This is a genomic window from Kribbella ginsengisoli, from assembly GCF_039537185.1.
Classification (GTDB): Bacteria; Actinomycetota; Actinomycetes; order Propionibacteriales; family Kribbellaceae; genus Kribbella; species Kribbella koreensis.
Map to the genome: position 1 here is coordinate 279059 of NZ_BAABAA010000007.1, position 24054 is coordinate 303112.

Annotated in this window: 20 protein-coding genes; 13 read left to right on the top strand and 7 right to left on the bottom strand. The window is 67.7% G+C overall.

What is annotated here, in order from left to right:
- Position 1: 1 nt before the first annotated feature.
- Complete coding sequence (locus ABD768_RS24760) at positions 2-1486, top strand: class I SAM-dependent methyltransferase (protein WP_344844463.1); 1485 nt, start codon at positions 2-4, stop codon at positions 1484-1486.
- On the opposite strand, the gene ABD768_RS24765 is transcribed toward ABD768_RS24760, so the two are convergent.
- The 6 genes from ABD768_RS24765 to ABD768_RS24790 are packed head-to-tail and all read right to left on the bottom strand — an operon-like array spanning position 1483 to position 9446.
- Positions 1483-3342 carry a hypothetical protein gene (locus ABD768_RS24765; RefSeq protein ID WP_344844466.1) on the bottom strand — a complete coding sequence of 620 codons (1860 nt, stop codon included), beginning with the start codon at positions 3340-3342 and terminating at the stop codon, positions 1483-1485. The two genes, ABD768_RS24760 and ABD768_RS24765, sit on opposite strands and share 4 nt — an antisense overlap.
- Positions 3335-4165 carry a hypothetical protein gene (locus tag ABD768_RS24770; RefSeq protein WP_344844468.1) on the bottom strand — a complete coding sequence of 277 codons (831 nt, stop codon included), beginning with the start codon at positions 4163-4165 and terminating at the stop codon, positions 3335-3337. The genes ABD768_RS24765 and ABD768_RS24770 overlap by 8 nt, the downstream gene beginning before the upstream one ends.
- Positions 4165-6489, bottom strand: a complete 2325-nt coding sequence (locus tag ABD768_RS24775; protein WP_344844470.1) for a glycosyltransferase family 2 protein — start codon at positions 6487-6489, stop codon at positions 4165-4167. Before ABD768_RS24775 ends, ABD768_RS24770 begins: the two co-directional genes overlap by 1 nt.
- 40 nt (positions 6490-6529) lie before the next feature.
- On the bottom strand, positions 6530-7294 hold the full coding sequence (locus ABD768_RS24780; protein WP_344844472.1) for an N-acetyltransferase: 765 nt from the start codon (positions 7292-7294) through the stop codon (positions 6530-6532).
- A complete protein-coding gene (rffA, locus tag ABD768_RS24785; RefSeq protein ID WP_344844475.1) occupies positions 7291-8445 on the bottom strand; it encodes a dTDP-4-amino-4,6-dideoxygalactose transaminase in 1155 nt (384 codons plus the stop codon). Before rffA ends, ABD768_RS24780 begins: the two co-directional genes overlap by 4 nt.
- A gap of 11 nt (positions 8446-8456) precedes the next feature.
- Entirely contained in the window at positions 8457-9446 is a 990-nt protein-coding gene (locus ABD768_RS24790) for a glycosyltransferase family 2 protein (RefSeq protein WP_344844476.1), read from the bottom strand.
- Positions 9447-9500: 54 nt separating this feature from the next.
- Here ABD768_RS24790 and ABD768_RS24795 point away from each other — a divergent pair, with 54 nt between their 5' ends.
- Together ABD768_RS24795 and ABD768_RS24800 are read left to right on the top strand one after the other, a co-directional pair.
- Positions 9501-11960 carry a hypothetical protein gene (locus ABD768_RS24795; protein ID WP_344844478.1) on the top strand — a complete coding sequence of 820 codons (2460 nt, stop codon included), beginning with the start codon at positions 9501-9503 and terminating at the stop codon, positions 11958-11960.
- A 49-nt stretch (positions 11961-12009) separates the two neighbouring features.
- Positions 12010-14223, top strand: a complete 2214-nt coding sequence (locus ABD768_RS24800; RefSeq protein WP_344844481.1) for a hypothetical protein — start codon at positions 12010-12012, stop codon at positions 14221-14223.
- Here the strand turns inward: ABD768_RS24800 and ABD768_RS24805 are convergent.
- The gene (locus ABD768_RS24805; RefSeq protein ID WP_344844483.1) at positions 14208-15242 is read right to left on the bottom strand and encodes a PseG/SpsG family protein; all 1035 of its coding nucleotides are present in this window, start codon (positions 15240-15242) and stop codon (positions 14208-14210) included. The genes ABD768_RS24800 and ABD768_RS24805 overlap by 16 nt on opposite strands.
- A 65-nt stretch (positions 15243-15307) precedes the next feature.
- Between ABD768_RS24805 and ABD768_RS24810 the strand changes: the two genes are divergently transcribed.
- From ABD768_RS24810 to ABD768_RS24855, 10 genes are all read left to right on the top strand, one after another.
- Positions 15308-15535 carry an AbrB/MazE/SpoVT family DNA-binding domain-containing protein gene (locus ABD768_RS24810; protein ID WP_344844486.1) on the top strand — a complete coding sequence of 76 codons (228 nt, stop codon included), beginning with the start codon at positions 15308-15310 and terminating at the stop codon, positions 15533-15535.
- Positions 15525-15965 (top strand): type II toxin-antitoxin system VapC family toxin, encoded by a 441-nt coding sequence (locus ABD768_RS24815; RefSeq protein ID WP_344844489.1) that lies wholly within the window; start codon positions 15525-15527, stop codon positions 15963-15965. Before ABD768_RS24810 ends, ABD768_RS24815 begins: the two co-directional genes overlap by 11 nt.
- Before the next feature lie 72 nt (positions 15966-16037).
- Positions 16038-17018, top strand: a complete 981-nt coding sequence (pseB, locus tag ABD768_RS24820; protein ID WP_343967513.1) for a UDP-N-acetylglucosamine 4,6-dehydratase (inverting) — start codon at positions 16038-16040, stop codon at positions 17016-17018.
- Between the two features lie 5 nt (positions 17019-17023).
- Positions 17024-18148, top strand: a complete 1125-nt coding sequence (locus tag ABD768_RS24825) for a DegT/DnrJ/EryC1/StrS family aminotransferase (RefSeq protein WP_344844492.1) — start codon at positions 17024-17026, stop codon at positions 18146-18148.
- 7 nt (positions 18149-18155) lie between these two features.
- A complete protein-coding gene (locus tag ABD768_RS24830; protein WP_344844494.1) occupies positions 18156-19523 on the top strand; it encodes a hypothetical protein in 1368 nt (455 codons plus the stop codon).
- Positions 19523-20353: a hypothetical protein gene (locus tag ABD768_RS24835; RefSeq protein WP_344844497.1), complete on the top strand. Its 831-nt coding sequence runs from the start codon at positions 19523-19525 to the stop codon at positions 20351-20353. The genes ABD768_RS24830 and ABD768_RS24835 overlap by 1 nt, the downstream gene beginning before the upstream one ends.
- Positions 20350-21078 carry a cytidylyltransferase domain-containing protein gene (locus ABD768_RS24840; RefSeq protein ID WP_344844499.1) on the top strand — a complete coding sequence of 243 codons (729 nt, stop codon included), beginning with the start codon at positions 20350-20352 and terminating at the stop codon, positions 21076-21078. Before ABD768_RS24835 ends, ABD768_RS24840 begins: the two co-directional genes overlap by 4 nt.
- A 38-nt stretch (positions 21079-21116) precedes the next feature.
- The gene (locus ABD768_RS24845) at positions 21117-21890 is read left to right on the top strand and encodes a class I SAM-dependent methyltransferase (protein ID WP_344844501.1); all 774 of its coding nucleotides are present in this window, start codon (positions 21117-21119) and stop codon (positions 21888-21890) included.
- Between the two features lie 99 nt (positions 21891-21989).
- The gene (locus ABD768_RS24850) at positions 21990-22334 is read left to right on the top strand and encodes a DUF485 domain-containing protein (protein ID WP_343967501.1); all 345 of its coding nucleotides are present in this window, start codon (positions 21990-21992) and stop codon (positions 22332-22334) included.
- Positions 22331-23971 carry a solute symporter family protein gene (locus ABD768_RS24855; RefSeq protein ID WP_343967499.1) on the top strand — a complete coding sequence of 547 codons (1641 nt, stop codon included), beginning with the start codon at positions 22331-22333 and terminating at the stop codon, positions 23969-23971. The genes ABD768_RS24850 and ABD768_RS24855 overlap by 4 nt, the downstream gene beginning before the upstream one ends.
- Positions 23972-24054: the final 83 nt, after the last annotated feature.

Below are 24054 nucleotides of genomic sequence, written 5' to 3' on the forward strand. Positions count from 1 at the left end.
CATGGAGTACCTGCTGTTCCCCGGCCGCCATCACGTGCTGACGCGCTACCAGGCGGAGTTCCTGCGCCGGTACGACGCGACGATCGTCTGGGCCGTGACGTCGGCCAACCACCACACCACCAAGCGCAACCCGGTGCCGTTCGACCGGCGCGAGGCCGCGATCGAGCGGCTCAGCGTGGCGGTCGGGATCCGGTCGCTGGTGATCGGCGTGGTCGACACCCCGCCGACGGACGACTTCGCCGACGTCACCATCAAGGCGGTCGAGGCCGGTACGGACGACGAGGTGCAGCTGGATCCGTCGAACACGGTCGTCGCGTGCTCGACGGTGGAGGTCGCGAAGCTGTACGAGCAGCTCGGGTACCAGGTGATCGGGGTGGAGCCCGAGGACGAGCCGCGCCCCTGGGACGTGCTGTTGATGGTTGCCGCTGGCAATGACGACTGGCGCAAGCTGGCGCATCCGGCGACTGTCGATGTCTTCGATCGCTATCGGCTGGACGCGCAGATCCAGCGCTGCGTCAACGACCCGGTGGTCGGGGATGACGGTGGGCTGACCACCACTCGCGACTACAAGACCTACGCGGACGCGTTCGAGACGGCGGCCGACCGGAAATGGGAGCAGATCAAGGACTTCGTCCGGCCGGGGCGCATTCTCGACATCGGGTGCGCGACCGGTGCGACGCTGCAGCTCGTCGACGCGGATCCGCGGTTTCATGAGTCGGACCTGATCGGGGTCGAGGTCGCGCGGCATTTGTACGCGGAATGCGTGCACAAGAAAGAGCAGGGGCTGTTCCACAACCCGAACGTGTACTTCTACCAGCGCAACATGCTCGGCTCGGCGGTCTTCCCGGCGCGCTCGATCGACACGACGCTGACGTTGGCGCTGACACATGAGATCTGGTCGTACGCCGCCGGGTCACGGCCGGAGACCGTTCAGCGCTTCGCGGACGCGCTCTATGCGCATACTGCGCCGGGTGGGGTTTGGGTCAACTCTGATGTGTGCGGACCTGGGGAGCCGGAGCGGAGCGTAGTACTGGCTCTGGATGACAGTGATGGGGCCAATCCGGATGAGCCTGTCGAGCTGGAGGCGCTGCATGACCCGGCGGGCTACATCTCCGGGTTGTCGACGCGGGCGCGGTTCTTCCAGTTCGCGCAGGACTTCCGGCGGAATGCTTCGGTGCCGTTCGAGTACGTCGAGCGGGACGGGAAGCTGGTGCTGCGGTTGGCGGATGCGATGGATTTCCTGACGCGCAAGGACTATGTGGACAACTGGTTGAGCGAGACGCATGAGCAGTTCTGCGGACTCGACTTCGCCGGCTGGTCGGCGGTCGCGAAGGAGGCCGGTTTCACCATCGACCCCGCGTCGAAGGCGTGGCGCAACGACTGGGTGATCGACAACCGAATCGCTCCGGTCGCCTCAATCAGCACGGTGACCGGCGAGGCCGTCGACTGGCCGGACACCCACCAGCTATTGATCGCCAAGCGCTAGAACCTGTTGCCGAGCTTCTTCTTCAGGCGGCGCTTGACCTTGTAGGCGAACTTACGCGGGTTGCGGATGAGCGCTGCCTTGCGGATCAGCGTGGCGGCGGCGAAGGCGCGGGAGTTGCGGAAGCGGGTGCGCTCGGCGTTGATCTTCTGCACCTGAAGCCGCATCTCACGAAGCCGCGTCTCACGAGTCTTCAGCGCCTTGTCCCGGAAGCCCAGCGTCCGCTCCAGCCCGAAGACATGCCCCTGCAACTCGAACAGCTCATGCTTGGCCCGCTCAGCATCCGCCAACGCGGTCCGTACGTCGGGAGCCTGGCTCTCCACCTTGCCCAGCGCAGCCGACAGCCCCGCAGCCAACTCCTTGCCCCGAGCAACATCCCCGGCGGCACCGCCCGACATCGCCAGCCAGGTGGTGATCAAGTCATCCCCCACCATCCACGGCGGCCACGGGTGACGTCGATGCGCGCCGATCAACCGCTCATGGAACCGCGCCCAAGCAGCAGCAAGCAACTCACCCCGCCCACCCTCAGCAACCCACCCGGACACCCCGAACCCAAAGGGGTCTCCGTCGACGGTCACGTCGTCCCACCGAAGCAACACCTGACCAGGCTGCGCCAAGGCCCACTCGCCAAGGCGCCCAGCCAGCTCGCGGAAAGCCGGTACGTCCTCAGCCGCCGCCAACCGGAAGAGGACGGTCTCAACGCTGGTCCCGCCGGAAACAACGGGGGGGATGGTGGCGTGGTCGAAGAGGACGCCTCGCGCTGAGCGACCAGGAGGTTCAGGCTGGTCAGCCTCGTCTGGGGTCTCGGACTGCACGACGGAGGTCGCCCAGTCCGTGGGCGCCGAGGCGCTGGCCGGAGCGGTGGTCGCATCTACCGAGGTCGTCGGCGCGCCGGGCGTGGCTGCCCCCGGGGTGGCCAGGGTCGCCGATGGCGCGAGGGCCGGGGTGGATGTCAGGACGGCTTGGCCGGCGGGGCCGGTGTGGGCGTAGATCGCGCTGTGGTTGGTGGTGCTGGTGATTGCCAGCCAGCTGGTCGCTGTTGAGGCGAGGAGGCCCGCTCGGGCTGCTGTTTCTGCTGCCTCGGCGATGGGGGCGAGGAGCGGAACGTCGCTGGACTCCAGTGCTTCTACTGCGAGGCGGGTGGGGAGGGTGCCGGGGCGGGCGGAGGCGGCTACGTCTGCTGCTAGCAGGGTGCCGTTGTAGGAGGCGTAGACGGATTGGAGGGGTAGGCCGGCTCGGGCTAGTTCGGAGGCTAGTTGGACTGCGGAGACCGGGCGGGTGGGGTCTTCGTGGAGGGGGTGCCAGTCGTCGTCGCCGTGGCGGTTGGTGGGGAGGCGGCTGTCTAGGAGGTTGGTGAGGGAGAACTCATTCTCCAGGCCCAGGACCACGACTGTGGTGGGGGTGCAATGGGCGGCCAATGCATCCAGCCGCTGCGGCCAGGTCAGGTCGGGGCTGTCGTAGCCGAGGACCCGGTCCAAGCCATCCACGGCGACGACCGCCTCGTACGTCGTACCGGCGACCGCTTCGTACGTCGTACCGGCGACCGCTTCGTGCGTCGTACCGGGGAGGCCGTCGAGGGCGCCTGCGATGACCTGCAGGTCGGGGAATTGTTCGGAGAGCGAGGAAGCGTCCGAGACGGAGCGGACGAGCATGGTTGCGGCGGAAGACTTGGCCAAGACCACAGAGACGAGGTCGGCCGTGTGGGGGCCGAGGATCAGGGTGCGTGCCCCAGCAGGCAGTACGTCGTTCAGCAGGGTCCGGAGTACCGGTCCCCCGACAGCCCCACGCTTGCCGTTGTAGTCGCTCCACGGCTGCATCTCACCGCGAACCACCTCGACGGCCAGCTGGTTGTCAGACACGCTCTCTCCAATCGAACAACATCCGCAGTTCGGCGGGCGGCATCATCCACGGCACGCCCAGTTCCAGGTCGGTGGTCGCCCGCGCGGCCGCCAGGTCGATCTCCTTGCCCAGCATCTCCGGCCACAGGCGCGCGATCCGCGCCTCGCCGCCGAACAGCGGGTTCTCGCCCGCCATCTGCATCGGATCGCCGTAGACAGCCGGCTCGCAACCCGCCGCGATCCCGTAGAAGACCGCGGTCGACAGCCGGTTCGCCGCCACCCGCTTGTGCTTGCGCAACTCCGCGAGCTGCTTGTAGAGGAACCGCGGATCCGTCCCCTCGTAGGAGAACCCCCGCCGCCCGAACGACACCACCCGGAAGCCGGCATCCTCGTACGAGCGGCGAATCTCCGGCCGGTCGTACTCCGTGTAGTACAGGCTGAACGTCACCGGCCCCGGCTCGGTCTCCCGGATCTCGTCGATCAAGCGCTTGTGATCGCCCTCGATCTTGCCGCCTTCCCAACCATGGAAGAGGAACCACAGCGTCCCCTCCCGCTCCTCCTCCGGCACGACGCCGAGCGAAGGCTCGAGGTCCAGCAAGTACAGGAACGGCGCCCCGATGCTGTGGTAGTTCCGACGCCCCAGCGCATGCCCGCGCCGCCGCACAGCGTCACTCCAGGTGAACCGCCAGGCGCCGTCGTAGAACTCATGCACCGGGTTCCAGCCGTCGCCGATGTTCCACCCGTGCTGGAGGTAGCCGCGCAGGCGAGGCGGGTACGCCTCGTCCAGCCCGGCGTACCGCGCCAGGATGTGCGCTTGCCCGTAGTAGTGATTGTGGTGATGCATCAGCGAACCTCGACGTGAAGAGTGCCTGCGTGCGGCCGCACACCCAGCATGTGGCCATTCTGCTCGATCACCAACGGCAACCGGCTGGCCAGGAACGGCTCACACTGCACAGCCTGCGCCGAGCCATCGGCGGCGACCGCGAAGAGCACCCAGTCCGCCAAGCTGGCCAGCGGATCGACGGCATGCGCGACCGGGTTCTCCGGGACCAGCGCCGGCAGCTTCACCGACGCCGTCCACTGCCCGTCCGACAACGCGCTCCGGCAGGCCACATCCAGGTGATCGTCGGAGTCATCGATGTACCGCCGCCAGCTGAAGCTGTGCGTGACATCGGTCAACGGCCCACTGATCCGCAATTCATTGCTCTCAGCAACGATCAGCGCCCGCTCGGCGACCAGCCGGGCCGGCCCCTCGTGCAGATTGACGTAGCCGCCGGTCGACCGGGTCAACGAGACCAACCGGCCTTGCTCCAGGTGATTGACGGCCTGGTCCTCGGCTGTCCACAGCAGCAGCTTCTCGGTGCCATCGCTGCCCACCATCCGGAACGCCCAGGTGGTCCGCTGCGTAAACGGGTCGTCCGGGTTCGTCTCCGCGATGATCGGCGCATAAGGGATCCGGACGCTGAACCGCCGGTCGCTCGACAGCTCGACCGACAGCACCTGGTCCTGCCCGGACAGCGGCCTGGTCAACTGCAGTTGCGGGTTGTCGAGGGCGGCGGGCACGCGACCCCGCAGTACCAGGGCGTCTTCGAACTGGTCGACGGACGTCAACCGGCAAGGGTCGACCATCCGGCGCAGTACGAAGGCCCCATCTGCGCCAGGCCCGGGCTGCACCCAACTGTTCGCACAGATCCAGTTGCCAGGCGGCCACCCCGGGCTGCCCGCCTTCTGCCCCCGCAGCTTGCCTTCCCGCCGTGCCTTCCCGGCCCGCATCCGTACGGCGAAATGCCCCGGCGCCCCCGTCTCGGACAGCCTGGCCAGCAACGGCTTGTCGAGGTGCACCTCGAACCCGACCATCGCCGTGTCCCCATGCGAGTCAGTCGCCTCGAACCGCCGTACCGCCAAAGGCGTCTCGGCCCCATCGACCACCAGCGCGATCCGCACCGCCGACGACGCAGCGTCCGTCGCCAGATGCCGGATCTCCGCGGTGCCCTTGATCGCCAGCCCGCCATCTCGCCAGGCGACGTCCTGGACCGTGGTCGCGAGCGTCAGCTCCCGGGCCGGCAACTGGTAGAGCGACCGCGGGATCGCCGTGTTCGCCTCGTGCACACCCGGATAGTTGTGCTCGAACTGCCGCCGCCGACCCGGCTTGGGCAGCGCCCGGGCGCCGCCACGCAGCCCGCCTTCGTTGCGGAAGTGCGCCAGCCGCCGAAGCAGCTCGACATCCCCGGCCCGCAGCGCAGCATGCTGCAGCCGGTCGTACCCATGAGCACGCGTGAGCACCGAGCGATCCAACCGCTCCAGGAACCTGGAGGCGAGCAGCACCAACTCCTGCTCCTCCGACTCCGGCACCGCGCCGAAGGCCATCATCAGCGTCAGCATGTCGATCTGGGTGAAGTGCGAGTGCACCCGCCGCCGGATCTCGCCCAGCCCGGGGCCGCCGGAGTCGATCAGGTCCAGCACCAGCTCGGCAGACGTCACCCGGTCGGCCAGGTTGCCGAACTGGAACTTCTGTTGCGTGATCGATTCCCCAGACTCCCGCTCGCGCCAGTAATAGACCGGTGCGGCGATCGCGTCGACGGTGACCGCGTCCAGGTGGGCCTGCAGGGTGACCGGGTAGTCCTCGTACCGGATCGCGGGGAACTCGTACCCGTGCTCGTCCCAGAAGGATCGCCGGTAGACCTTGTTCCAGATCATCCGGTCGAGAATCAGGTCGGGTGTCTCGATCACGTGGGTCGCGATCCGGTCCTTGGCGAACGGCAGCCGGTGGATCCACGACGGCCGGACGCCGGCGCTGTTGTTGAACCGCCGCGCGTTGCCGCCGGCCAGGCAGGAGCCGGTCTCGTCGAGGGTCCGGATCAGCCACTCGAACCCGTGCCGGCTGACCAGGTCGTCACTGTCCACGAAGGTCAGGTAGTCGCCCTGGGCTTCCCGTACGCCGGTGTTGCGGGCCGGCCCGAGCCCCTGGTTGTGCTGCTCGACGATCCGGAACCGGGCGTCCCGCTCGCAGAAGTCCTTCGCGATCGCGGCGCTGTCGTCCGGCGACCCGTCGTCGACCAGGATCGCCTCGAAGTCGGCGAAGGTCTGCCGGGCGATCGACTCGAGGCAGTCCCCGATGTACTCCCCGACGTTGTAGAACGGCACAACCACGCTCAGCCGCGGCGTCACAACTGCTTCTGTCTCCTCGGCTCAGTTCAGGTTCGGTTCGTCATGCTAGCAGTAACCGATCGGCTACTAAGTGCACTGTCAGCAGGGTGTGGACAGGCTCGAAACCGTAGCGCGCCCAAGCGCGCTGGACACCGGTGTTATGCCCCTGAGTGGAGATCACCAACCGTCGGGTCGTGCTCGCATCCTCTACCGCGGCCAGCAGATGCCCGTACCTCCCGCGCCCCTGCTCAGCCGGTACTACGCCAGCAAGCTGGACCTCCGTCCACGACCTCTCCTGGTCGATGGTCGCCAGCGCCAGCACTCGTCGGTCGGGCCCACGCAGCACGACCGCACCCGCGTCGGCCACGCTGCGGCGGGCCCACTCCTGGTATCCAGCAAGCGCCTCGGAGCGCTTGAACAGCGGATTGGCGCAGTAGTGGTTCCCGTAGTCGCCGAAGATGTCGCCCACCAGGTCGTCCACGAGGGTGTCGTCGACTTCCTTCTCCAGGCTCGCGCTGAACCCGGCCAGTGGCGCCGGGCGACGACCCTTGCCGACCGGGAGCGACCAGTAGACGAGGCTGTCGGCCAGCAGCGCCGTACGCGTCCCAGCGGCGAGCGCCGCGAACCAGGTCACCTCGCGCGCTGGGTAGCGCAGGATGACGACGTCCGCCGAGGACTTGTCGACAGCGGTGAGCACCTCGTCCAGCGGCGTACCGGCGGAGGCTGACACGGAGATGCGGTCGACGGAGACGCCGAAACGCTTCGCCTCGTACTCACCCGGCCTGCTGGTCAACTCGCCGGACTCCAGGGCGTCGTACCAGCTCATACGGCAACCAGGTTGTACGAGATGACGCCGTCGATCACACGAGCCTGCTCATCTGACGTGAGCTGGCTGTAGAGCGGCAGCCGGACGAGCCTGTCGCTCACCCGCTCGGTGACCTCGCAGCCGCCAGGCCCGACCCGGCCGTAGCGTTCACCGGCCGGCGACGAGTGCAGCGGGAGGTAGTGGAAGGGTGCACTGATGTTCAGCTCCCGCAGGTGCGCAATGAGCCCCTGCTGGTCCTCATGCGACGGCATGAGCAGGTAGTACAGGTGCGCCGGGTGCACGCACTCGGCCGGCACGGTCGGTACGCCGACGCCGCGCGACGCGGCCCAGACGGCGAGCTCCTCGTCGTACCGCTGCCAGATCGCATGCCGCGGTGCCTGAATCCGGTCGAACTGCTCCAGTTGCGCCGTCAGGAACGCGGCGAGCGGGTCGGCCGGGAGATAGCTGGAGCCGACGTCGACCCAGCGGTACTTGTCCACCTGCCCACGGAAGAACTGGCTCCGGTTGGTGCCCTTCTCCCGGATCACCTCGGCACGCGAGACCAGGTCGGCGTCGTTGAGCACCAGCGCACCGCCCTCGCCGCAGTGCACGTTCTTGGTCCCGTGGAACGACTGCGTCGCCATCACCCCGAATGAGCCGAGCGGCCGACCCCGGTACGTCCCACCGAGCCCGTGCGCGTTGTCCTCGATCACTGCCAGCCCGTACTTCGCCGCGACGGCCAGCACCTCGTCCATGGCGGCCGCGACCCCGGCGTAGTGCACAACCACGATCGCCTTGGTGCGGTCGGTGACGGCGGCTTCGAGCTGGGTCTCGTCGAGGTTGAGCGTGTCCGGCCGGATGTCCACGAACACGGGCACCGCGCCGCGCAGTACATAGGCGTTGGCCGTCGAGACGAAGGTGAACGACGGCATGATCACCTCGTCGCCCGGAGCGAGGTCGAGCAGCAGCGCGGTCATCTCCAGCGCATGCGTGCACGAGGTGGTCAGCAACGATGCCAGCCCGCCGGTGAGCTTGGTGATCAGCTCGGTCGCCCGGGCGGTGAAAGGACCGTCTCCGGTGACCGCGGCGGAGGTGAACGACCGGCTCACGTACGCGAGCTCGTCACCCGCCAGGTACGCCTTGACGAAGGGGATCGGCGACAGCTCCGGCATAGAGCAGAAGCCTAGTCCTTCTCTTGCGCTTCGAGCGCTTCGGCATAGCTGTGGTGGCCCGGATCCTCGAGGCTGTCGTAGCCGACCAGGAACTGCGGCCGGCGCTGGCTCGATTGAAACAAGCGAGCGACGTACTCGCCGAGCAAGCCGAGGCAGAGCAGCTGGATCGCGCCGATCACGCCGACCGCGAGCACTGTCGACGTCCAGCCGGGGATGCTGTTGCCGGACAGCTTGATGATCAGTGCGCCGATCACCATCGCGAAGGACAGCAGCCCACCGAGCAACCCGAGCCAGGTGGCCAGCCGCAGCGGTGCCGCCGAGAACGCGGTCACGCTGTCGAACGCCAGCCGGAACATCTTCGTCCAGTTGTACTTCGTGACGCCTGCCGCCCGTACTGCGCGGACATACGGCACCTCGGCGCTCGGGAAGCCCAGCCACGGGATCACCAGCCGGAACACCCGGCCGTCCTCGGGCAAGCCGTTCACTGCGTCCACCACTCGCCTGGAGACGAGCCGGAAGTCGCCCGCGTCGAACGGGATCTCCTTGCCGACCAGACGGCACATCAGCCGGTAGTACATCCGGGCGGTCGTCCGCTTCGGCCAGGAGTCGCTCGAGCGGTCGGAGCGCACGCCGTACACGACGTCGACGTCCTTGTCGCGGGCAGTGGCGAGCAGCTCGGCGATGACCTCGGGCGGGTCCTGCAGGTCGGCATCGATCGTGACGAGGTACTCCCCACGCGCCCTGCGGAAGCCAGCCGAGAGGGCGGCCTGGTGACCGGAGTTGCGGAGCAGCCGGACCAGGCGGAGCTGCGGCCACTTGGCCGTGGCTTCGGTCAGGAGGGCGGCCGTCTTGTCCCGGCTGCCGTCGTCGACGACCAGCACCTCGTACGAGATCCCCAGACCGTCCAGCAGCGGGTGCATCCGCTCGAAGAAGATCGGCAGCACCTCTTCCTCGTCGTACATCGGCACGACGACGGACAGAACAGGCTGGCTGGATGCCATGGAGACCTCCTTGCCGGGGAGGTTACTAGCCGTCTGCGGCACTAGGCTGCCCTGGTGGCAATCGTGACGGGCGAACCGCCCGGCAGTCTCGCCGAACGTCGGCGTGAGGCGGCCGTGCGGCGGGAGACCGCTCGTCAGCTGGAACGAGCCCGCGAGATCGAGGAGACGCGGCTCCGCGAGGCCGCCCGGATGCGGGCCCGGTCGCGGACGATGCGGTCGGTCATCCGGCCACCTCAACCAGCAGCACGCCAGGCTCCGGAGACACCGACTGCGCGCCTGGTCAAGGCCGGCGCCGGGGTCGCTCTGGCCGTGCTGGCGATCTGGTTGATGGCCGGGCACGCGTCGGGGGACAGCATCGTGGCGCTGCTGCGGTTCTGGGTCTTCGGGCTGACACTGCCGGGCTTCATCCTGTGGCGGCTGGCCAGCCCGTTCCGGCACAACCTGGTCGAGGACGTTGCGGCCGGGTCACTGGTCGGCGTGGCCATCCTGCTGCTCGTCTACATGGGGGTTGCGCCGCTAGGGCTGCAGCAGTGGGCCTGGCTGTGGGCTGCGCCCGTACTGATGGCCGGGGTGTCGGTGCCGCGGTGGCGCCGACGAGTGCTGAGCAAGGTCGAGCGCCCGATCAATCCGGTGACCGCCTGGCTCATCGTCGCCGCTTGTGCGCTGCCGCTGTACGGCACTGGGCGCTACCGGAATCTGCTGCCGGCTCCCTACACGGATGCCCGCTCCAACTCGCCTGACATGGCGTTCCACCAAGCACTGTCGGCCAGTGCGAAGTACGACTTCCCGCTGCAGGCGCCGTACGTCAACGGCGAGCAGATGGACTACCACTACTTCTGGCACCAGTTCACTGCCGCCACCTCCTGGGCTACCGGGATCGACCTCACCGACCTCGTCTACACGATCGGCTGGGTACCACTGCTGATCGCCGGGACCGCACTGATCTTCGCCCTCACCGACCGGCTCGCCCCGAGCTCGCGCTGGGCCGGTCCGCTGGCGATCGCGGTCGCGTCCATTGGCGGCACGGTCAGCGCTTATCCACAGGGCTCGCTGCTGTCCGAAGGCCTGATGAACTACGTCTGGGGTAGCCCGACGCAGAACCTCGGCGGCGCGCTGATCACCCTGCTCGCGCTCATCGGCGTCGATCTGCTGCGCGGCCGGAGTTCGCCTGGTACCTGGGTGATGTTCGTCGTCATCGCGGCGGCCGGGTCGGGGTCCAAGGCGACCGTGCTGCCGTTGATCATCTGCGGGCTCGCCCTGGTCGTCTTCGTCCGGCTTTGCTACGGCCGGCTGGCCCGATCCGCGGTCCTCATCGCGGTGGCGCTCGGCGGCATCTTCGCCGCCTCGATCGTGGTGGTCTTCGGCATGCACTCGTCGGGGCTCGCGGTGAAGCCCTGGGTGACCTTCGCCAAGATCGGCATCTATCCGCTGATCGCCGATCCGCTGCCGTCGGGGCAGTTCGACCACAGCGCGATGTGGATCAGTGGGATCACCGCCTGTCTCGGCCTGGTCCTCGGCAGCGCCGGGCTGATCATCCTCACCGGTACGGCGGCCCGCTGGTTCCGCGATCCGGGGATGATCTTCCTGGTCGGCATCTCGATCGCCGGTTTCTGCGCGATGATCCTGACCGACCAGCCGGGGACCAGCCAGTTGTACTTCCACCGCACCGCAGTACCGGTCATCGCCGCTCTGGCCGCGGCCGGGGTGTGGATGCTGGTGTTCTGGTTCGCCGACAAGTGGTCCGATCTCGTCGTGCTCGCGTCGGTCGTCGGCGGCATCGGAGCGACCGCGGCGGCGCGGGCGATCGTCAAGGCTGACGCCAAGCCGTTCCGGCAGGCCGACGGATCGCTGCACGGGCTGATCGCTCCATGGCTGTGGACGATCGGCTTGCTGCTGCTGGTCGCCGTCGTGCTCACGGTCCTGTGGAAGCGCGGCGGGCATCGGCGGGGCCGACCGACGCGGATCGCGATGGCCTCCTTCGCGCTCGCAGGGATGGGCGCCGGCCTGTTCCTCCCGATGCAGGCCATGGCGGAGTACAAGCCGGTCGTACTGGCCCCGCAGACCGACAAGCAGCTGCTCGGGCCTTCGAGGACCCAGGCCGCTGCGGCGATCTGGCTGCGGGATCACGCTGCGCCTGGTGAGCTGATCGCGACCAATGCGCATTGCGCGAGCAAGAGCACGCTGGGCTGCGACGCCCGGCACTTCTGGATCTCGGCACTGTCCGAGCGGCACGTGCTGATCGAGGGCTGGGGCTACACGAACACGCTCAACGATCTCGTCGCCGGGACCGGGATGGGCCCGAACTCATTGCCGTTCTGGGACCAGCCGCGGCTGCAGGAGAACGACATCGTCTTCGTCGCGCCGACCCGGGACAACCTGCGGGTGCTGCGGGAGAAGTACGGCGTCCGCTGGTTGTACGCCGACCCGACTCAGACGATCGTCTCAAGCACTCTGAACAGTCTTGCCACGTTGCGCTTCAAGGCGTCGGACGCGCTCGTCTACGAACTCCCCTGAGTGATGGCGCGCCTACGCATCGGAGCCGTTCCGGCATTAGGGTGACCGCATGCACTCCAGGGCTCGGCGGCGCGGGCCGAAGGACACCGGCTCCGGAACGCTCGCCGGACGGATGGCGGCCCTGCCAGTGCTGTTGCTGGTCCTGGTCCTGCTGATCTCGCGAGCCCCGGTTCTCGACGTCGCGAAGTTCGGCCTGTTCCTGGTGGTCGGCGTGACCTTGCCCGGTGTGGTGATCTGGCGGTTGATCGGCGCCTATCGCGGCAGCCTGGTCGAGGACTTCGCGGCCGGCTTCGCGATCGGTACGGCCGCGCAGTTGATCGTGTACCTGGCCAGCGCGTCCGTCGGGTTGCAGCGCTGGTCGTGGGGCTGGGCGCCGATCGTGCTCGTCCTCGGGGTGATGGATCGCGACGTGCGGAACCGGGTCTGGCGCCGGGTCGCCAGTCCGCTCGCGCCGTTGACTGCTTGGTTGCTGTCGCTGTCGACGTCACTCGTGCTGTTCGCGATCTATCGGGCCGGGCCGGGGCGGTATGCACCGGCGTACACCGATCCGTTGGTCAGTGATCCGGGGATGGCGTTCCACCAGGCGCTCGCGGCCAGCGCGAAGGCCGACGTACCGGTGGTGCCGTTGTGGATCGGTGGTGAGCCGATGAAGTTCCACACGTTCTTTCATCAGGTCACCGCGGCGACGTCGTGGGCTACCGGGGTGGATCTGACTCAGTTGATCTATGCGCTGAGCTGGCTGCCGTTCGCGCTGGCGGGTTGTGCCCTGGTCTTCGTGGTGATGCAGCGGTTCGTGCAGCCGGGTGAGAGCGCTGCGGCTGTGTGGGCGGGGCCGCTTGCTGTGCTCGTGGCGGGGCTTGGTGGGTCGCTGGAGCCGCTGCATGACCTGTCGGTCGGCGGGGTTTCGATGGTGTCGGGGGCGTATCTGAGTCCGACGCAGAATCTAGGGGTGATGTTCGCGCTGGTGCTTGCGGTCATCGCGATCGATCTGCTGCGCAAACAGCCGCCGTCGACTCGGTGGATCTTGTTGCTGCTGGTGGCGCTGGCTGCTGCGGGGGCCAAGGCGAGTGTGCTGCCGATGGCGGTGTGTGGGTTCTTGCTGGTGTTCCTGTTCCGGCGGTCGACGCGGAATGCGTTCTTCGGGGTGCTGATCGCGCTCGGCGTGTTCGTCGGGTCGGCGATCGTGGTCTTCGGCGGTGAGTCGTCGGGGTTGCAGGTGAAGTTCGGCGTGCTGTTCGAGGAGCTGCCGCCGTACGCCGCGATCAAGGCGGCGGCTGGTGATCGGGCCGGGTTGATCAGCGCGGTGGTGATCCTGGTGGCCTGGGGGCTGGCAGTCGTCGGGGTGTTGTTCCTGCGGCGGTTCTGGCGGGATCCGGGTGGGATCTACGTGGCCGGCTTTGCGATCGGCGGGTTCGTGGCGGCGCTGGTGACGAATCAGCCGTTGTCGTTCTACCGGATGGCGTTTCCTTTTCTCGCGGTGTTGTCGTGCGTCGGGTTGGCTCGGCTGGTCGAGCGGCTGGACGATCGGCGGAGCGTAGTACTGGTTGCTGGTGCTGCTGGGCTGGGGCTGGCGGCTTGTGGGTTTGCTCGGTGGGGCGCGGCCGATCTGCGTGGGGTCAAGGAGCCTTTGGTCTGGACGGTTGCGGCGGTATTGGCCGTTGCGCTGGTGGTCGCGATCGGGTGGAAGGCAGGCCGGCGAGGTGGCGGGATGCCGAGGGCGTTCTTCGCTGCTCTGGTTGCGGCGTGCATGGTCGGGGCGTTGGCGCTGCCGTTGGTGGGGCTGGTGTCCGCTTCGGCAAGCGACGTCGCCTATGGGCGACCGGGCAGGGATGGGCCGACCGACGCTGAGGCGGATGCTGCTCGGTGGCTGAAGGAGAACTCGGCTGACGAGGACCTGATCGCCACGAACGCGCACTGCATCGCTCAGCACGGCGAGACGTGCGACAGCCGGCACTTCTGGATCGCTGCGCTGTCCGAGCGGCAGGTGCTGATCGAGGGCTGGGTACGAACCAACCGGTCGAGCCGGATCTCGGCTACCTCGGGCGTGGACCCGAGCAAGGTGCCGTACTGGAACAAGGAGCAGCTCGCGGCGAACGACGCGACCTTCACGTCACCGTCGCCGGCCATCATCGAGCGCCTGCGCAAGCTGGGCGTGCGGTGGCTGTACGCCGACCACCGGGCCGGTCAGATCTCGCCGCAACTGAAGCAGTACGTCCGCCTGCGGCACGCGACCCTGGACGCGACGATCTACGAGATCAGGTGAAGGAGCGCATCCGCAACGCGTGCTCTCCCCTGCCCGTCAACTAGCTTCCACCCGGCCTGGGCGAGCTGCTGGCGCTCTTGCGGGTTGGTGAGCAGCTTGCGTAGTACCGCCGCAGCCTCTGTCACATCTGCCTTCAAACTCGCGAGGGTCCCAACCCCTGCGGCCGCACCGGTGGCCACTGCTCGCTCGTAGCCCATCTCCTGGTTGTCCACGACACAGACCAGCCCAGCGGTAGCTCCAAGACACAGCAGCTCCCAGGTAGACGTCCCTGACGCACTCACCACCAGATCCGACTCCACGACGGCCTTAGCCAGCTCAGACGTCGGCCCGATCACCCGCACGTCCTGCCCCGGCTGGAGCTGCACTGCCCCGATCGCCTCGGCCAGCTCATCGCCCGGCGCGACCACCGTCGCCTCAAACACCACCCCAGTCGCCGCCAACGCCCGTACGACGTACGGCCCGGCCCCGTAAGCATCCGTCCCCCCGAAGAACGCAAACACCCGAGGCACGCCCCCTACCCGCAGTATCGGCGCCTCCACCGGCCTCGACGCCAGCACCTCATCCCGCAACATCACGTACTCGAGCCCCGCCAACCTCACACTCCCTTGAGGCAGCACCGGCCGATCAAACTCAGCCCCCAAGTTCTGATCGACCAACACGTCGGCATCGGCTCCCCGCAACTCCCCATCCACAATCGCCAGCGTCGGCACCCCCGACCCCCGCACCGCCGAGAACACCTCCCCCGGCAAGTCATAGGAGTCGAACACCACCGCATCCAGCCCCAACCGCCGAACCATCTCGACATGCTCCCCGGCACCCCACACCGCCGGCTCCACCGCGATCCCCCGCGCCCGGATCTGCTCATCTGCCCACGGCACGCTCGGACTGTCGCAAACAAACACCACCTCAGCCCCACGCCCCCGCAACTCCTCCGCGAGCGCCAGGCTCCGCATCACATGCCCGACCCCGCGCCGAACCCCCACATCACACCGAACCCCAACCCTCAGCACCTGATCCACGCCAAGACCGTATCCGGTTCGGGGTAGGATGTAATACGTAGGGGATGTACTACGTAGGAGGAACCATGCGAATGAACAGCAAGGGGCAGGTCACCATCCCCGCCAAGCTGCGCGCCAAGCATCACCTCCACGAAGGCGACGAGCTAGAGGTGATCGAGGACGGCACCGCACTGCGGATCGTCCGGGCCCAGGGCAGTGAGACGCACGGCCAGCGACTGGTCCGCCAGATGCGCGGCCGGGCAACAACCGGCCAGAGCACCGAGGAACTGATGGAGTTGCTGCGTGGCGAATGACCGCCCACTGCAATCCGTCCAGCAGGTGTCGACCATGGTCGACACCTGCGTGCTGCTGGACATCCTCACCGACGACGCGGAGTGGGCCGACTGGTCGGCCACCGCCGTTGCCGACGCCAGAGACGTCGGCGACTTGGTGATCAACCCGATCATCTACGCGGAGGTCTGTGCCGGCTTCGACCGGATCGAAGATGTCGACGCGGCGTTGCCGGCAGCCGATTTCCTCCGGGAGGCTTTGCCCTACCCAGCAGGCTTCCTGGCGTCCCGGGCTTTCGTCACCTACCGCGGCCGGGGTGGCCTGAAGAGTTCCCCACTGCCCGATTTCTACATCGGCGCCCACGCGGCCGTGAACCGATACCGGCTGATCACCCGGGACACAGCGCGCTTCCGGACCTACTTCCCCACCATCGAACTGGTGGCGCCGGAATAGGACGGGCCAGCTAAGGTACGGACTTGCGTGGTGTGATCGCGTGGTTCGGAATTGTGGCTAGAAGGGGCTTACGTGTCCATCCTCACCGGGTCTGACATTCTCGTCACCGGAGGCACCGGGTCCTTCGGCCGGGCGTTCATCGGGCATGCACTGAAGCAGCTGGATCCGCGGCGGATCATCGTGTTCAGCCGGGACGAGTTGAAGCAGTGGGAAGTACGGGCGGCCTTCGGGGACGATCCGCGGTTGCGGTTCTTCTTGGGCGACGTGCGGGATCGGGCCCGGTTGATGCGGGCGATGCACCGGGTGGACTACGTGGTGCACGCCGCGGCGCTGAAGCAGGTGGACAGCGGGGAGTACAACCCGTGGGAGTTCGTCCAGACCAATGTGATCGGCTCGCAGAACGTGATCGAGGCGGCGATCGACTCCGGTGTGAAGCGGGTCGTCGCGCTGTCCACCGACAAGGCGTCGAGTCCGATCAACCTGTACGGCGCCACCAAGCTGACGGCGGACAAGCTGTTCATCAACGGCAACCACTACGCGGCGGCGTACGAGACCAGGTTCAGCGTGGTCCGGTACGGCAACGTGATGGGCAGCCGCGGCTCGATCATTCCCAAGTTCCGCGCGCTGCACGAGGCCGGCCAGTCGCTGCCGATCACCGACCTGCGCTGCACCCGGTTCCTGATCACGCTGCCCGAGGCGGTCCAGTTCGTCGTCGACTCGTTCGAGCTGATGACCGGCGGCGAGCTGTATGTCCCGCGCATCCCGTCGATGAAGGTGACCGACCTCGCCGAGGCGATCGCCCCCGGTGCGACCATGCACGACATCGGCCTGCGCCCGGGCGAGAAGCTGCACGAGGAGATGATCAGCCCCGAGGAAGGCCGCCGCGCTCTCACCCTCGGCAACCGCTTCGTCCTCCAGCCCGACCTCGCCAGCTGGGGCTACGTGCCACCGGACGGCGGCACCCCGGTCGTCGAAGGCTTCCACTACGCCTCGGACACCAACGACCAGTGGTACTCGATCGACGAGATCCGCAAGATCCTGCTCGAGGACTGACCCCGATGCTCCCGTACGGTCGTCAGTCCATCTCTGAAGAAGACATCGAAGCCGTCACCGCCGTACTGCGCGGCGACTGGCTCACGACAGGCCCAGCCGTCACCGCCTTCGAGTCCGCCATCTCCGAACTGACCGGCGGCCATCGCGCAGTCAGCTGTACTTCGGGCACCGCCGCCCTCCACATGGCGTACGCCGGCCTGGGCGTCGGCCCCGGCGACGAGGTCGTCACCACTCCCATGACCTTCGTCGCGACCGCCTCGACCGCCGCCCTCCTCGGCGCCAAGATCGTCTTCGCCGACGTCGAGGAAGACACCGCCCTCCTCGACCCGGCTGCCGTCGACGCCGTCACCACGGACCGCACCAAGGTGATCGCCGCTGTCGACTACGCCGGCCACCCCGCGGACTACGACGCTCTCCAGCCCATCGCCGATCGCGTCGGCGCCAAGACCCTCGACGACGCCGCCCACTCAGTCGGCGGATTCGCTGATGGCAGACCTGTTGGCGACCTGGCCGATGTCACCACGCTGTCCTTCTTCCCCACCAAGAACCTCACCACCGGCGAGGGCGGCGCCGTCGTCGCCAAGGACCCGGCCGTCGCCCAGCGGGTGCACGAGTTCCACTTCATCGGTCTGGTCCGCGACCCCGCTCGCTTCCAGATCACCGACGAAGGCCCATGGCACCAGGAGGTTCACGAGTTCGGTGTCAACTACCGCCTGACCGACCTCGCCTGCGCCCTCGGTCTGTCCCAACTGCGACGCCTCGCGGCCTTCAAGCAACGCCGGGCCGAGATCACCGCGAAGTACAACTCCGCACTCGCCGGGATCGATGGACTCCGCACGCCGGTGCAGCGCCCCGGCGTCGATCCCGCCTGGCACCTCTACCCCCTGCGGGTGCTCGGCGATCGCCGCCGCGAGGTGTTCGAGGGCATGCGCGCTGCCGGGATCGGCGTCCAGGTGAACTACATTCCTGTCTACTGGCACCCGGTCTTCGCCGAACTGGGCTACCAGCGCGGCCTGTGCCCCAACGCGGAGCAGTTCTACCGCGAGGAGCTCTCGCTGCCGATGTTCCCCGACCTGACCGACACGGATGTCGACCGGGTGATCGAGACACTGACGAAACTGGTGCACTGAGTTGTTGATGGTTGGCGCTGAGATGCTCAACTGGTCCGACCTGCGCCCGGCCGACGGGCGACCGGCGACCGGCGGCCCGGCGACGGCCGCGTTGCTGGATGCTGTTCTGCGGCCGACCGACAAGGTCTTCGTCGCGGGTCCGCATTCGCTGGAGCTGCTCGACCTGATCGCCACCAAGGTCACCAGCGTCGACGTGCTGGTCCGGTCGGCGCCCGACGCCGAGCAGATCGCCCGCGTCGTCAGCGGCCGCGTCTTCTGCGGCGCCCTCGACCGCTTCACCGGCACCGACCTGTACGACGTAGTCGTAGCCCTCGACGGATTGCCCCGACTGGTCGGCCCCGACACCCCATCGATGACCTGGACCGAAGGCCTAGCCCTGCTCAAGGCCCGGATGGCCCCCCGCGGCCGACTCCTGCTGGCTGCCGAGAACGCCTTCGGAATCGAGCGCCTGCTCCAGCCCGACGTCACCGCGACCGTCCCCCGCAACGCGGACTGGCCCGGCGTCGTCGGCGGCACACTCGAAGCCCCGGTCGGCCTGGCCGCGATCCGGACCGCCCTCGGCGCCCTCGCATCGTCGACGACCGTCTACAGCGTCTATCCCGATCTGGTCACCGCCGATCTCGCGATGCTCACCCCGACCGGCCCGCTCACGGCCGTCGCCATCGGCCGGTCCGTCGCGGCTCGGCACAGCGGATCGACGTTGATGGATCCCTATCGCCTGATCCAGGACGCGATCGCCGCCGGGTTGGGTCGCGAGCTTGCACCGGTCTGGTATTTCGTGATCGGCGACAAAGTGCCGGAAATCCTTCCAGCACAGGCGATTCCGGTCGGCGATGGCATCTTGCTGGAAGAACAGTTGCTGGCAGCACTCAAGGTCGACGACCAGGCAGCCCTCAGGCGTTCCGTGCCCGCGTATGTCACCTGGCTGCACTCGCTGGCGCCGGAGTCCGCGGCCATCGCTTCGCCGGACAACGTGATCGTGGACGGTACGAAGTACCGGCTGTTCGGTAGCGGCGTGGTGACCTCCGGCGGAGCGGTCGAGCATCTCGCACGGTTCGTCCGGCGGGCGCAGGAAGCGGGCTCTCGGCAACCATGGTCAGGTGACACCCAAGCCCTGACAGCCCGGCTCGCGTCGATGGCTGGGCTGTCGATCGAAGGCGAGCTGACCGTTGCCCTCGACAACCTTCGCCCGCAGGGGCAGGCCGAGCAGCTCGCGACCATCGCACGGCTGTCGCAGGAGCTGGCCGACGCGAACGAGCAGGCGACCTGGTTCGAGAGTCAGCTGGACGGGATCCGGCGCTCCCGGCCGTACCGGATCGGTCATGCGGTGCTCAATCCGGCCCGGGTGGTCGTGAAGCGGCTGCGGCGGCTCTGATGCATCACGCCAACCACTTCTACGGCCACGCGCACGTGATGGCCGCGTACGCCGGGCTGCACGGCTCGCCGCGGATCTGGGGTTATCTCCAGCACGGGTGGAACATCCTCGACGGGTTCGCGTACAACACGGCCTTCGTCGCCGGGATGCCCAAGTTCGTCTGGTCCGACAGCGTCCGGCGCCGGGGCTTCTCGATGGGGCTGCGCAACCAGTCGGTGATCGGCGCGCCCTGGCTCTATCTCCTGCAGGTGCATCCCGGGCTGGCGACTCCGGCGAATGACGCCGAAGGCACCATCTTCTACCCGTTCCACGGCTGGGAAGGCCAGCACGTGCTGGGCGACCATGGCCGGATCGTTGCCTCGATCAACGAGCACGAGCAAGGACCGGTGACGGTCTGCCTGTACTGGAACGAGTATCAGAACGAGGCGATCCGGCAGGTCTACGAGTCAGCCGGTTTCCGGGTGATCACGCACGGGTACCGGGGACTGCACTGGCGCAAGACCGATAAGGACTTCCTGCTCAAGCAGCTCAAGGAGATCCGCAAGCACCGCCGGGTCGCCTCCAACCGGCTCAGCTCCGCGGTCCTGTACGGCGCGTCGCTCGGATTGCAGCCCGGCGTCTACGGAGACCCTATGCTGCTGGAGAACGAGCACCCGTCGTTCGGCGGACAGGCCCGGATCAAGCGGATGTGGCCCGAGATGGACCAGCCGTACGTTCCGTTGCCGCAGGCCCGCGAGTTCACCGACACCGAGCTCGGCGTCGAGAATCTCGCCCATCCGGCGGAGATCCGCGAGATGTTCCAGTGGACCACCAAGAAAGCGTTTCAATGAATGTCGGCATCATCACCCAGGCCCGCGCTACGAGCACCAGGCTGCCCGCCAAGGTGCTGCTCACCGCGGCCGGCCGCAGCTACCTCGAGTACCACCTGGAGCGGCTGACCCGGACCGGGCTGCCGGTGATCGTGGCGACCACGACCAACGTGGACGACGACCCGATCGTGATCCTCACCGAGAAGCTCGGGCTGCCGGTCTTCCGGGGGAGCGAGGAGGACGTGCTGTCGCGGTTCGCCGGCGCGGCTTCGCAGTACGGGCTGGATGCGGTCGTACGGGTCACCTCGGACTGCCCGTTGATCGATCCCGAGGTCGTTGCCGCGGGCGTCGACCGCTGGCGCGCCGAGGGCGATGAGGGCCTGTACCTGTCGAACTGTCTCGAGCGGACGTACCCGCGCGGGATGGACTACGAGGTGTTCTCGACGGCTCGGCTGCTCGAGGCTGACGCCCAAGCGACGCTGCAAGCCGACCGCGAGCACGTGACGTCGTACCTGCACCAGAATCGGGCCGGGGACGTCCGCTTGCTGAACCTGCCGTGGAGCGGCGGCGGAGCGCAGTACCGGCTCACGCTGGACACCGAGGACGACCGGCAGCTGCTCACCGCGCTGTACGAGGAGTACGACGCGGCCGACCGGAACTGCGCGGATCTGGTCGCGATTCTGGACCAACATCCGGAACTGGCCGCGCTCAACGCGCACATCGAGCAGAAGAAGCTCGGCGAGTAACACCCCGCGAGGCGGTGGCTACGGCATGATTTGCGGTGATGACCACCGATGACTCAGCACGCGCGCACTCGTTCGGCGCCGTCGCGGCCGCGTACGACGCGGGCCGGCCGACGTTCCCTGCCGACGCGCTGACCTGGATCCTCGGTCCGGGGCGGCTGCAGATCCTCGATCTCGGGGCCGGTACCGGCAAGCTCGCCCAGGTCGCCGCGGCGCTCGGGCACGACGTGGTCGCGGTCGATCCGTCCGAGGAGATGCTCGCCGTCTGCCGCAAGCTGGCCGGCGTCGACACGATGGTCGGCGCGGCCGAGTCGATCCCGCTGGCGCACGCCTCGGTCGACGCGGTGATCGTCGGACAAGCGTTTCATTGGTTCGACCACGCCCGCGCGCTGCCGGAGATCGCTCGCGTACTCCGGCCGCACGGCGTCCTCGGGCTGCTCTGGAACAACTACGACACCGTCGTACCGTGGGTGCGGCGGCTGCACCGCGCGATGATCGGCGAGGACTTCCTGGCCGGCAACGACGAGTTCGACCCGATGCCGACGCTGCTCCAGTCCGACCTGTTCTCGATGGTCGAGACGGCCCGCTTCCGGCACTGGCACGACCTCGACCGGACCGGCCTGAAGCAGCTCGCGATGTCGCACTCGCGGGTCGCGGTGCTGACCGAGTCCCGGCGCGAGTCGGTGCTGGACCAGATCGACGCCATCTACGACAGCACCGCCCGCCCGCCGGAGCCGCTCCGGATGCCGTACTTCACCAACTGCTACCGCACCCGGCCCAGCGACCTGGCGAACTATCGCCGGACGATGGTCTAGCTGCGTCACTTTTCTCCAGGCGTTTTTGTTGCTTTCGGACACAAACCGCTCACCAGCCGCTAGCGTGCCCTTGTTCGCGTTCCGGAAAAAGGGGTGCAGATGTCTGAGGAAACTGTGCACGAGCGGGAAGCCCGTGCGTATGAGGTCGTGTACGAGGCGAAGGACTTCCAGGAGCTGAAACGCCGGTACAAGAACTTCGTCGTCCCGTGGACGGCCGCGTTCATGATCTGGTACCTGGCCTACGTCGCCTGTAACAACTGGGCCCGCGGCTTCATGAGCCACCGGATCGGCGACACCCACATCAACGTGGCGCTGGTCTTCGGCCTGCTCCAGTTCGTCTCGACCTTCGTCATCGCCGCGGTCTACGGCCGGTTCGCGAACCGCAAGCTCGACCCGCTGGCCAGTGGCCTGAACGCCAAGTACAAGAGGGAGCGCCGCCGGTGAACACCTTGCTCGTCCCACTCGCCGACGCCGAACCCGGCAACCAGGCGCTGACCATCTCGCTGTTCACCGCGGTCGTCGCCGTGACGCTGTACATCACCTGGTGGGCGTCCCGGCAGAACAAGACCACGGCCGACTACTACGCCGGCGGACGCTCGTTCAGCGGCGCCCAGAACGGCCTCGCCGTCGCCGGCGACTACATGTCCGCGGCATCCTTCCTCGGCATCTCCGGCCAGATCGCGCTCTACGGGTACGACGGCTTCCTGTACTCGATCGGCTTCCTGGTGGCCTGGCTGGTCGCGCTGCTCCTGGTCGCCGAACTGCTCCGCAACTCCGGGCGCTTCACGATGGCCGACCAATTGGCCTTCCGGATGAAGCAGCGCCCGGTCCGTACCGCCGCCGCGTCCTCCACCATCGTCGTGTCGATCTTCTACCTGCTGGCCCAGATGGTCGGCGCGGGCTCGCTCGTCGGGCTGCTGCTCGGGGTGAAGAGCGAAGGCCTGAAGGCCGGCGTGATCGTCCTGGTCGGCGCGCTGATGATCATCTACGTGACGATCGGCGGCATGCGCGGCACCACCTGGGTGCAGATCGTCAAGGCCGTGCTGCTGATGACCGGCACCTTGCTGATCACGTTCCTGGTGCTGCTGAAGTTCGACTTCAACCCGTCGAAGCTGCTCGGGGCGGCCGCGCAACACTCCGGCAAGGGCGAGGCGTTCCTGCAGCCCGGGCTGCTCTACGGCAAGGACCTGACCGGCCAGATCGACTTCCTGTCGCTCGGACTCGCGCTGGTGCTCGGCACGGCGGGTCTGCCGCACATCCTGATCCGCTTCTACACGGTCCCCGACTCGCGGTCGGCGCGGAAGTCGGTGCAGTGGGCCATCGGGCTGATCGGCGCGTTCTACCTGATGACGCTGGCGCTCGGTTTCGGTGCGGCGGCGTTGCTCGATACCGGCAAGTCCTCAGCGGTCGCCGCATCCAAGGGCAACACTGCGTCGGTACTGCTGGCAGAGGTCGTCGGCGGTGGGGCCGACTCGATCGGCGGGGCGATCCTGCTCGCGCTGATCGCGGCCGTCGCCTTCGCCACCATCCTCGCGGTGGTCGCCGGGCTGACCCTGACGTCGGCATCGTCGTTCGCGCACGACCTGTACGTGAACGTCATCGCCAAGGGCAAGGTCACCGAGAAGAACGAGATCCGCGTCGCCCGCTTCGCCGCCATCGGCATCGGCGCCGTCGCAATCGGCCTGGCGATCCCGGCCCAGAAGCTGAACATCGCCTTCCTGGTCGCCCTGGCCTTCGCCGTCGCTGCGTCGGCGAACCTCCCGGCGTTGCTCTTCAACCTCTTCTGGCGTCGCTTCAACACGTCAGGCGCGGTCTGGAGCATCTACGGCGGCCTGATCTCCGCCGTGGTCCTGGTGATCTTCTCCCCGGTCGTCTCCGGCCGCCCGACCTCGATGATCACCGGCGCCGATTTCCAATGGTTCCCGCTCTCGAACCCAGGCATCATCTCCATCCCCCTGGGCTTCCTGCTCGGCATCATCGGCACCTACGTAGGCAAGGACAAAACCGCCGCCAACCGCTACAACGAACTCTCCGTCCGCTCCCTGACCGGAGCCGGCGCCGAAGGCCCCGGCAAGCACTAGCCCCCGTACTACGAACGCGCCCGCGACTCCTCTTGGGGCCGCGGGCGCGTTGCATTGGTGGGACTGGCGCATGACCCCACCAG

Coding starts and splice junctions, on each gene's coding strand:
- ABD768_RS24760 (WP_344844463.1), top strand. CDS start 2: ATGGAGTACCTGCTGTTCCCCGGCCGCCATCACGTGCTGACGCGCTAC.
- ABD768_RS24770 (WP_344844468.1), bottom strand. CDS start 4,165: ATGCATCACCACAATCACTACTACGGGCAAGCGCACATCCTGGCGCGG.
- ABD768_RS24780 (WP_344844472.1), bottom strand. CDS start 7,294: ATGAGCTGGTACGACGCCCTGGAGTCCGGCGAGTTGACCAGCAGGCCG.
- rffA (WP_344844475.1), bottom strand. CDS start 8,445: ATGCCGGAGCTGTCGCCGATCCCCTTCGTCAAGGCGTACCTGGCGGGT.
- ABD768_RS24790 (WP_344844476.1), bottom strand. CDS start 9,446: ATGGCATCCAGCCAGCCTGTTCTGTCCGTCGTCGTGCCGATGTACGAC.
- ABD768_RS24800 (WP_344844481.1), top strand. CDS start 12,010: ATGCACTCCAGGGCTCGGCGGCGCGGGCCGAAGGACACCGGCTCCGGA.
- ABD768_RS24810 (WP_344844486.1), top strand. CDS start 15,308: ATGCGAATGAACAGCAAGGGGCAGGTCACCATCCCCGCCAAGCTGCGC.
- ABD768_RS24825 (WP_344844492.1), top strand. CDS start 17,024: ATGCTCCCGTACGGTCGTCAGTCCATCTCTGAAGAAGACATCGAAGCC.
- ABD768_RS24830 (WP_344844494.1), top strand. CDS start 18,156: ATGGTTGGCGCTGAGATGCTCAACTGGTCCGACCTGCGCCCGGCCGAC.
- ABD768_RS24835 (WP_344844497.1), top strand. CDS start 19,523: ATGCATCACGCCAACCACTTCTACGGCCACGCGCACGTGATGGCCGCG.
- ABD768_RS24840 (WP_344844499.1), top strand. CDS start 20,350: ATGAATGTCGGCATCATCACCCAGGCCCGCGCTACGAGCACCAGGCTG.
- ABD768_RS24845 (WP_344844501.1), top strand. CDS start 21,117: ATGACCACCGATGACTCAGCACGCGCGCACTCGTTCGGCGCCGTCGCG.
- ABD768_RS24850 (WP_343967501.1), top strand. CDS start 21,990: ATGTCTGAGGAAACTGTGCACGAGCGGGAAGCCCGTGCGTATGAGGTC.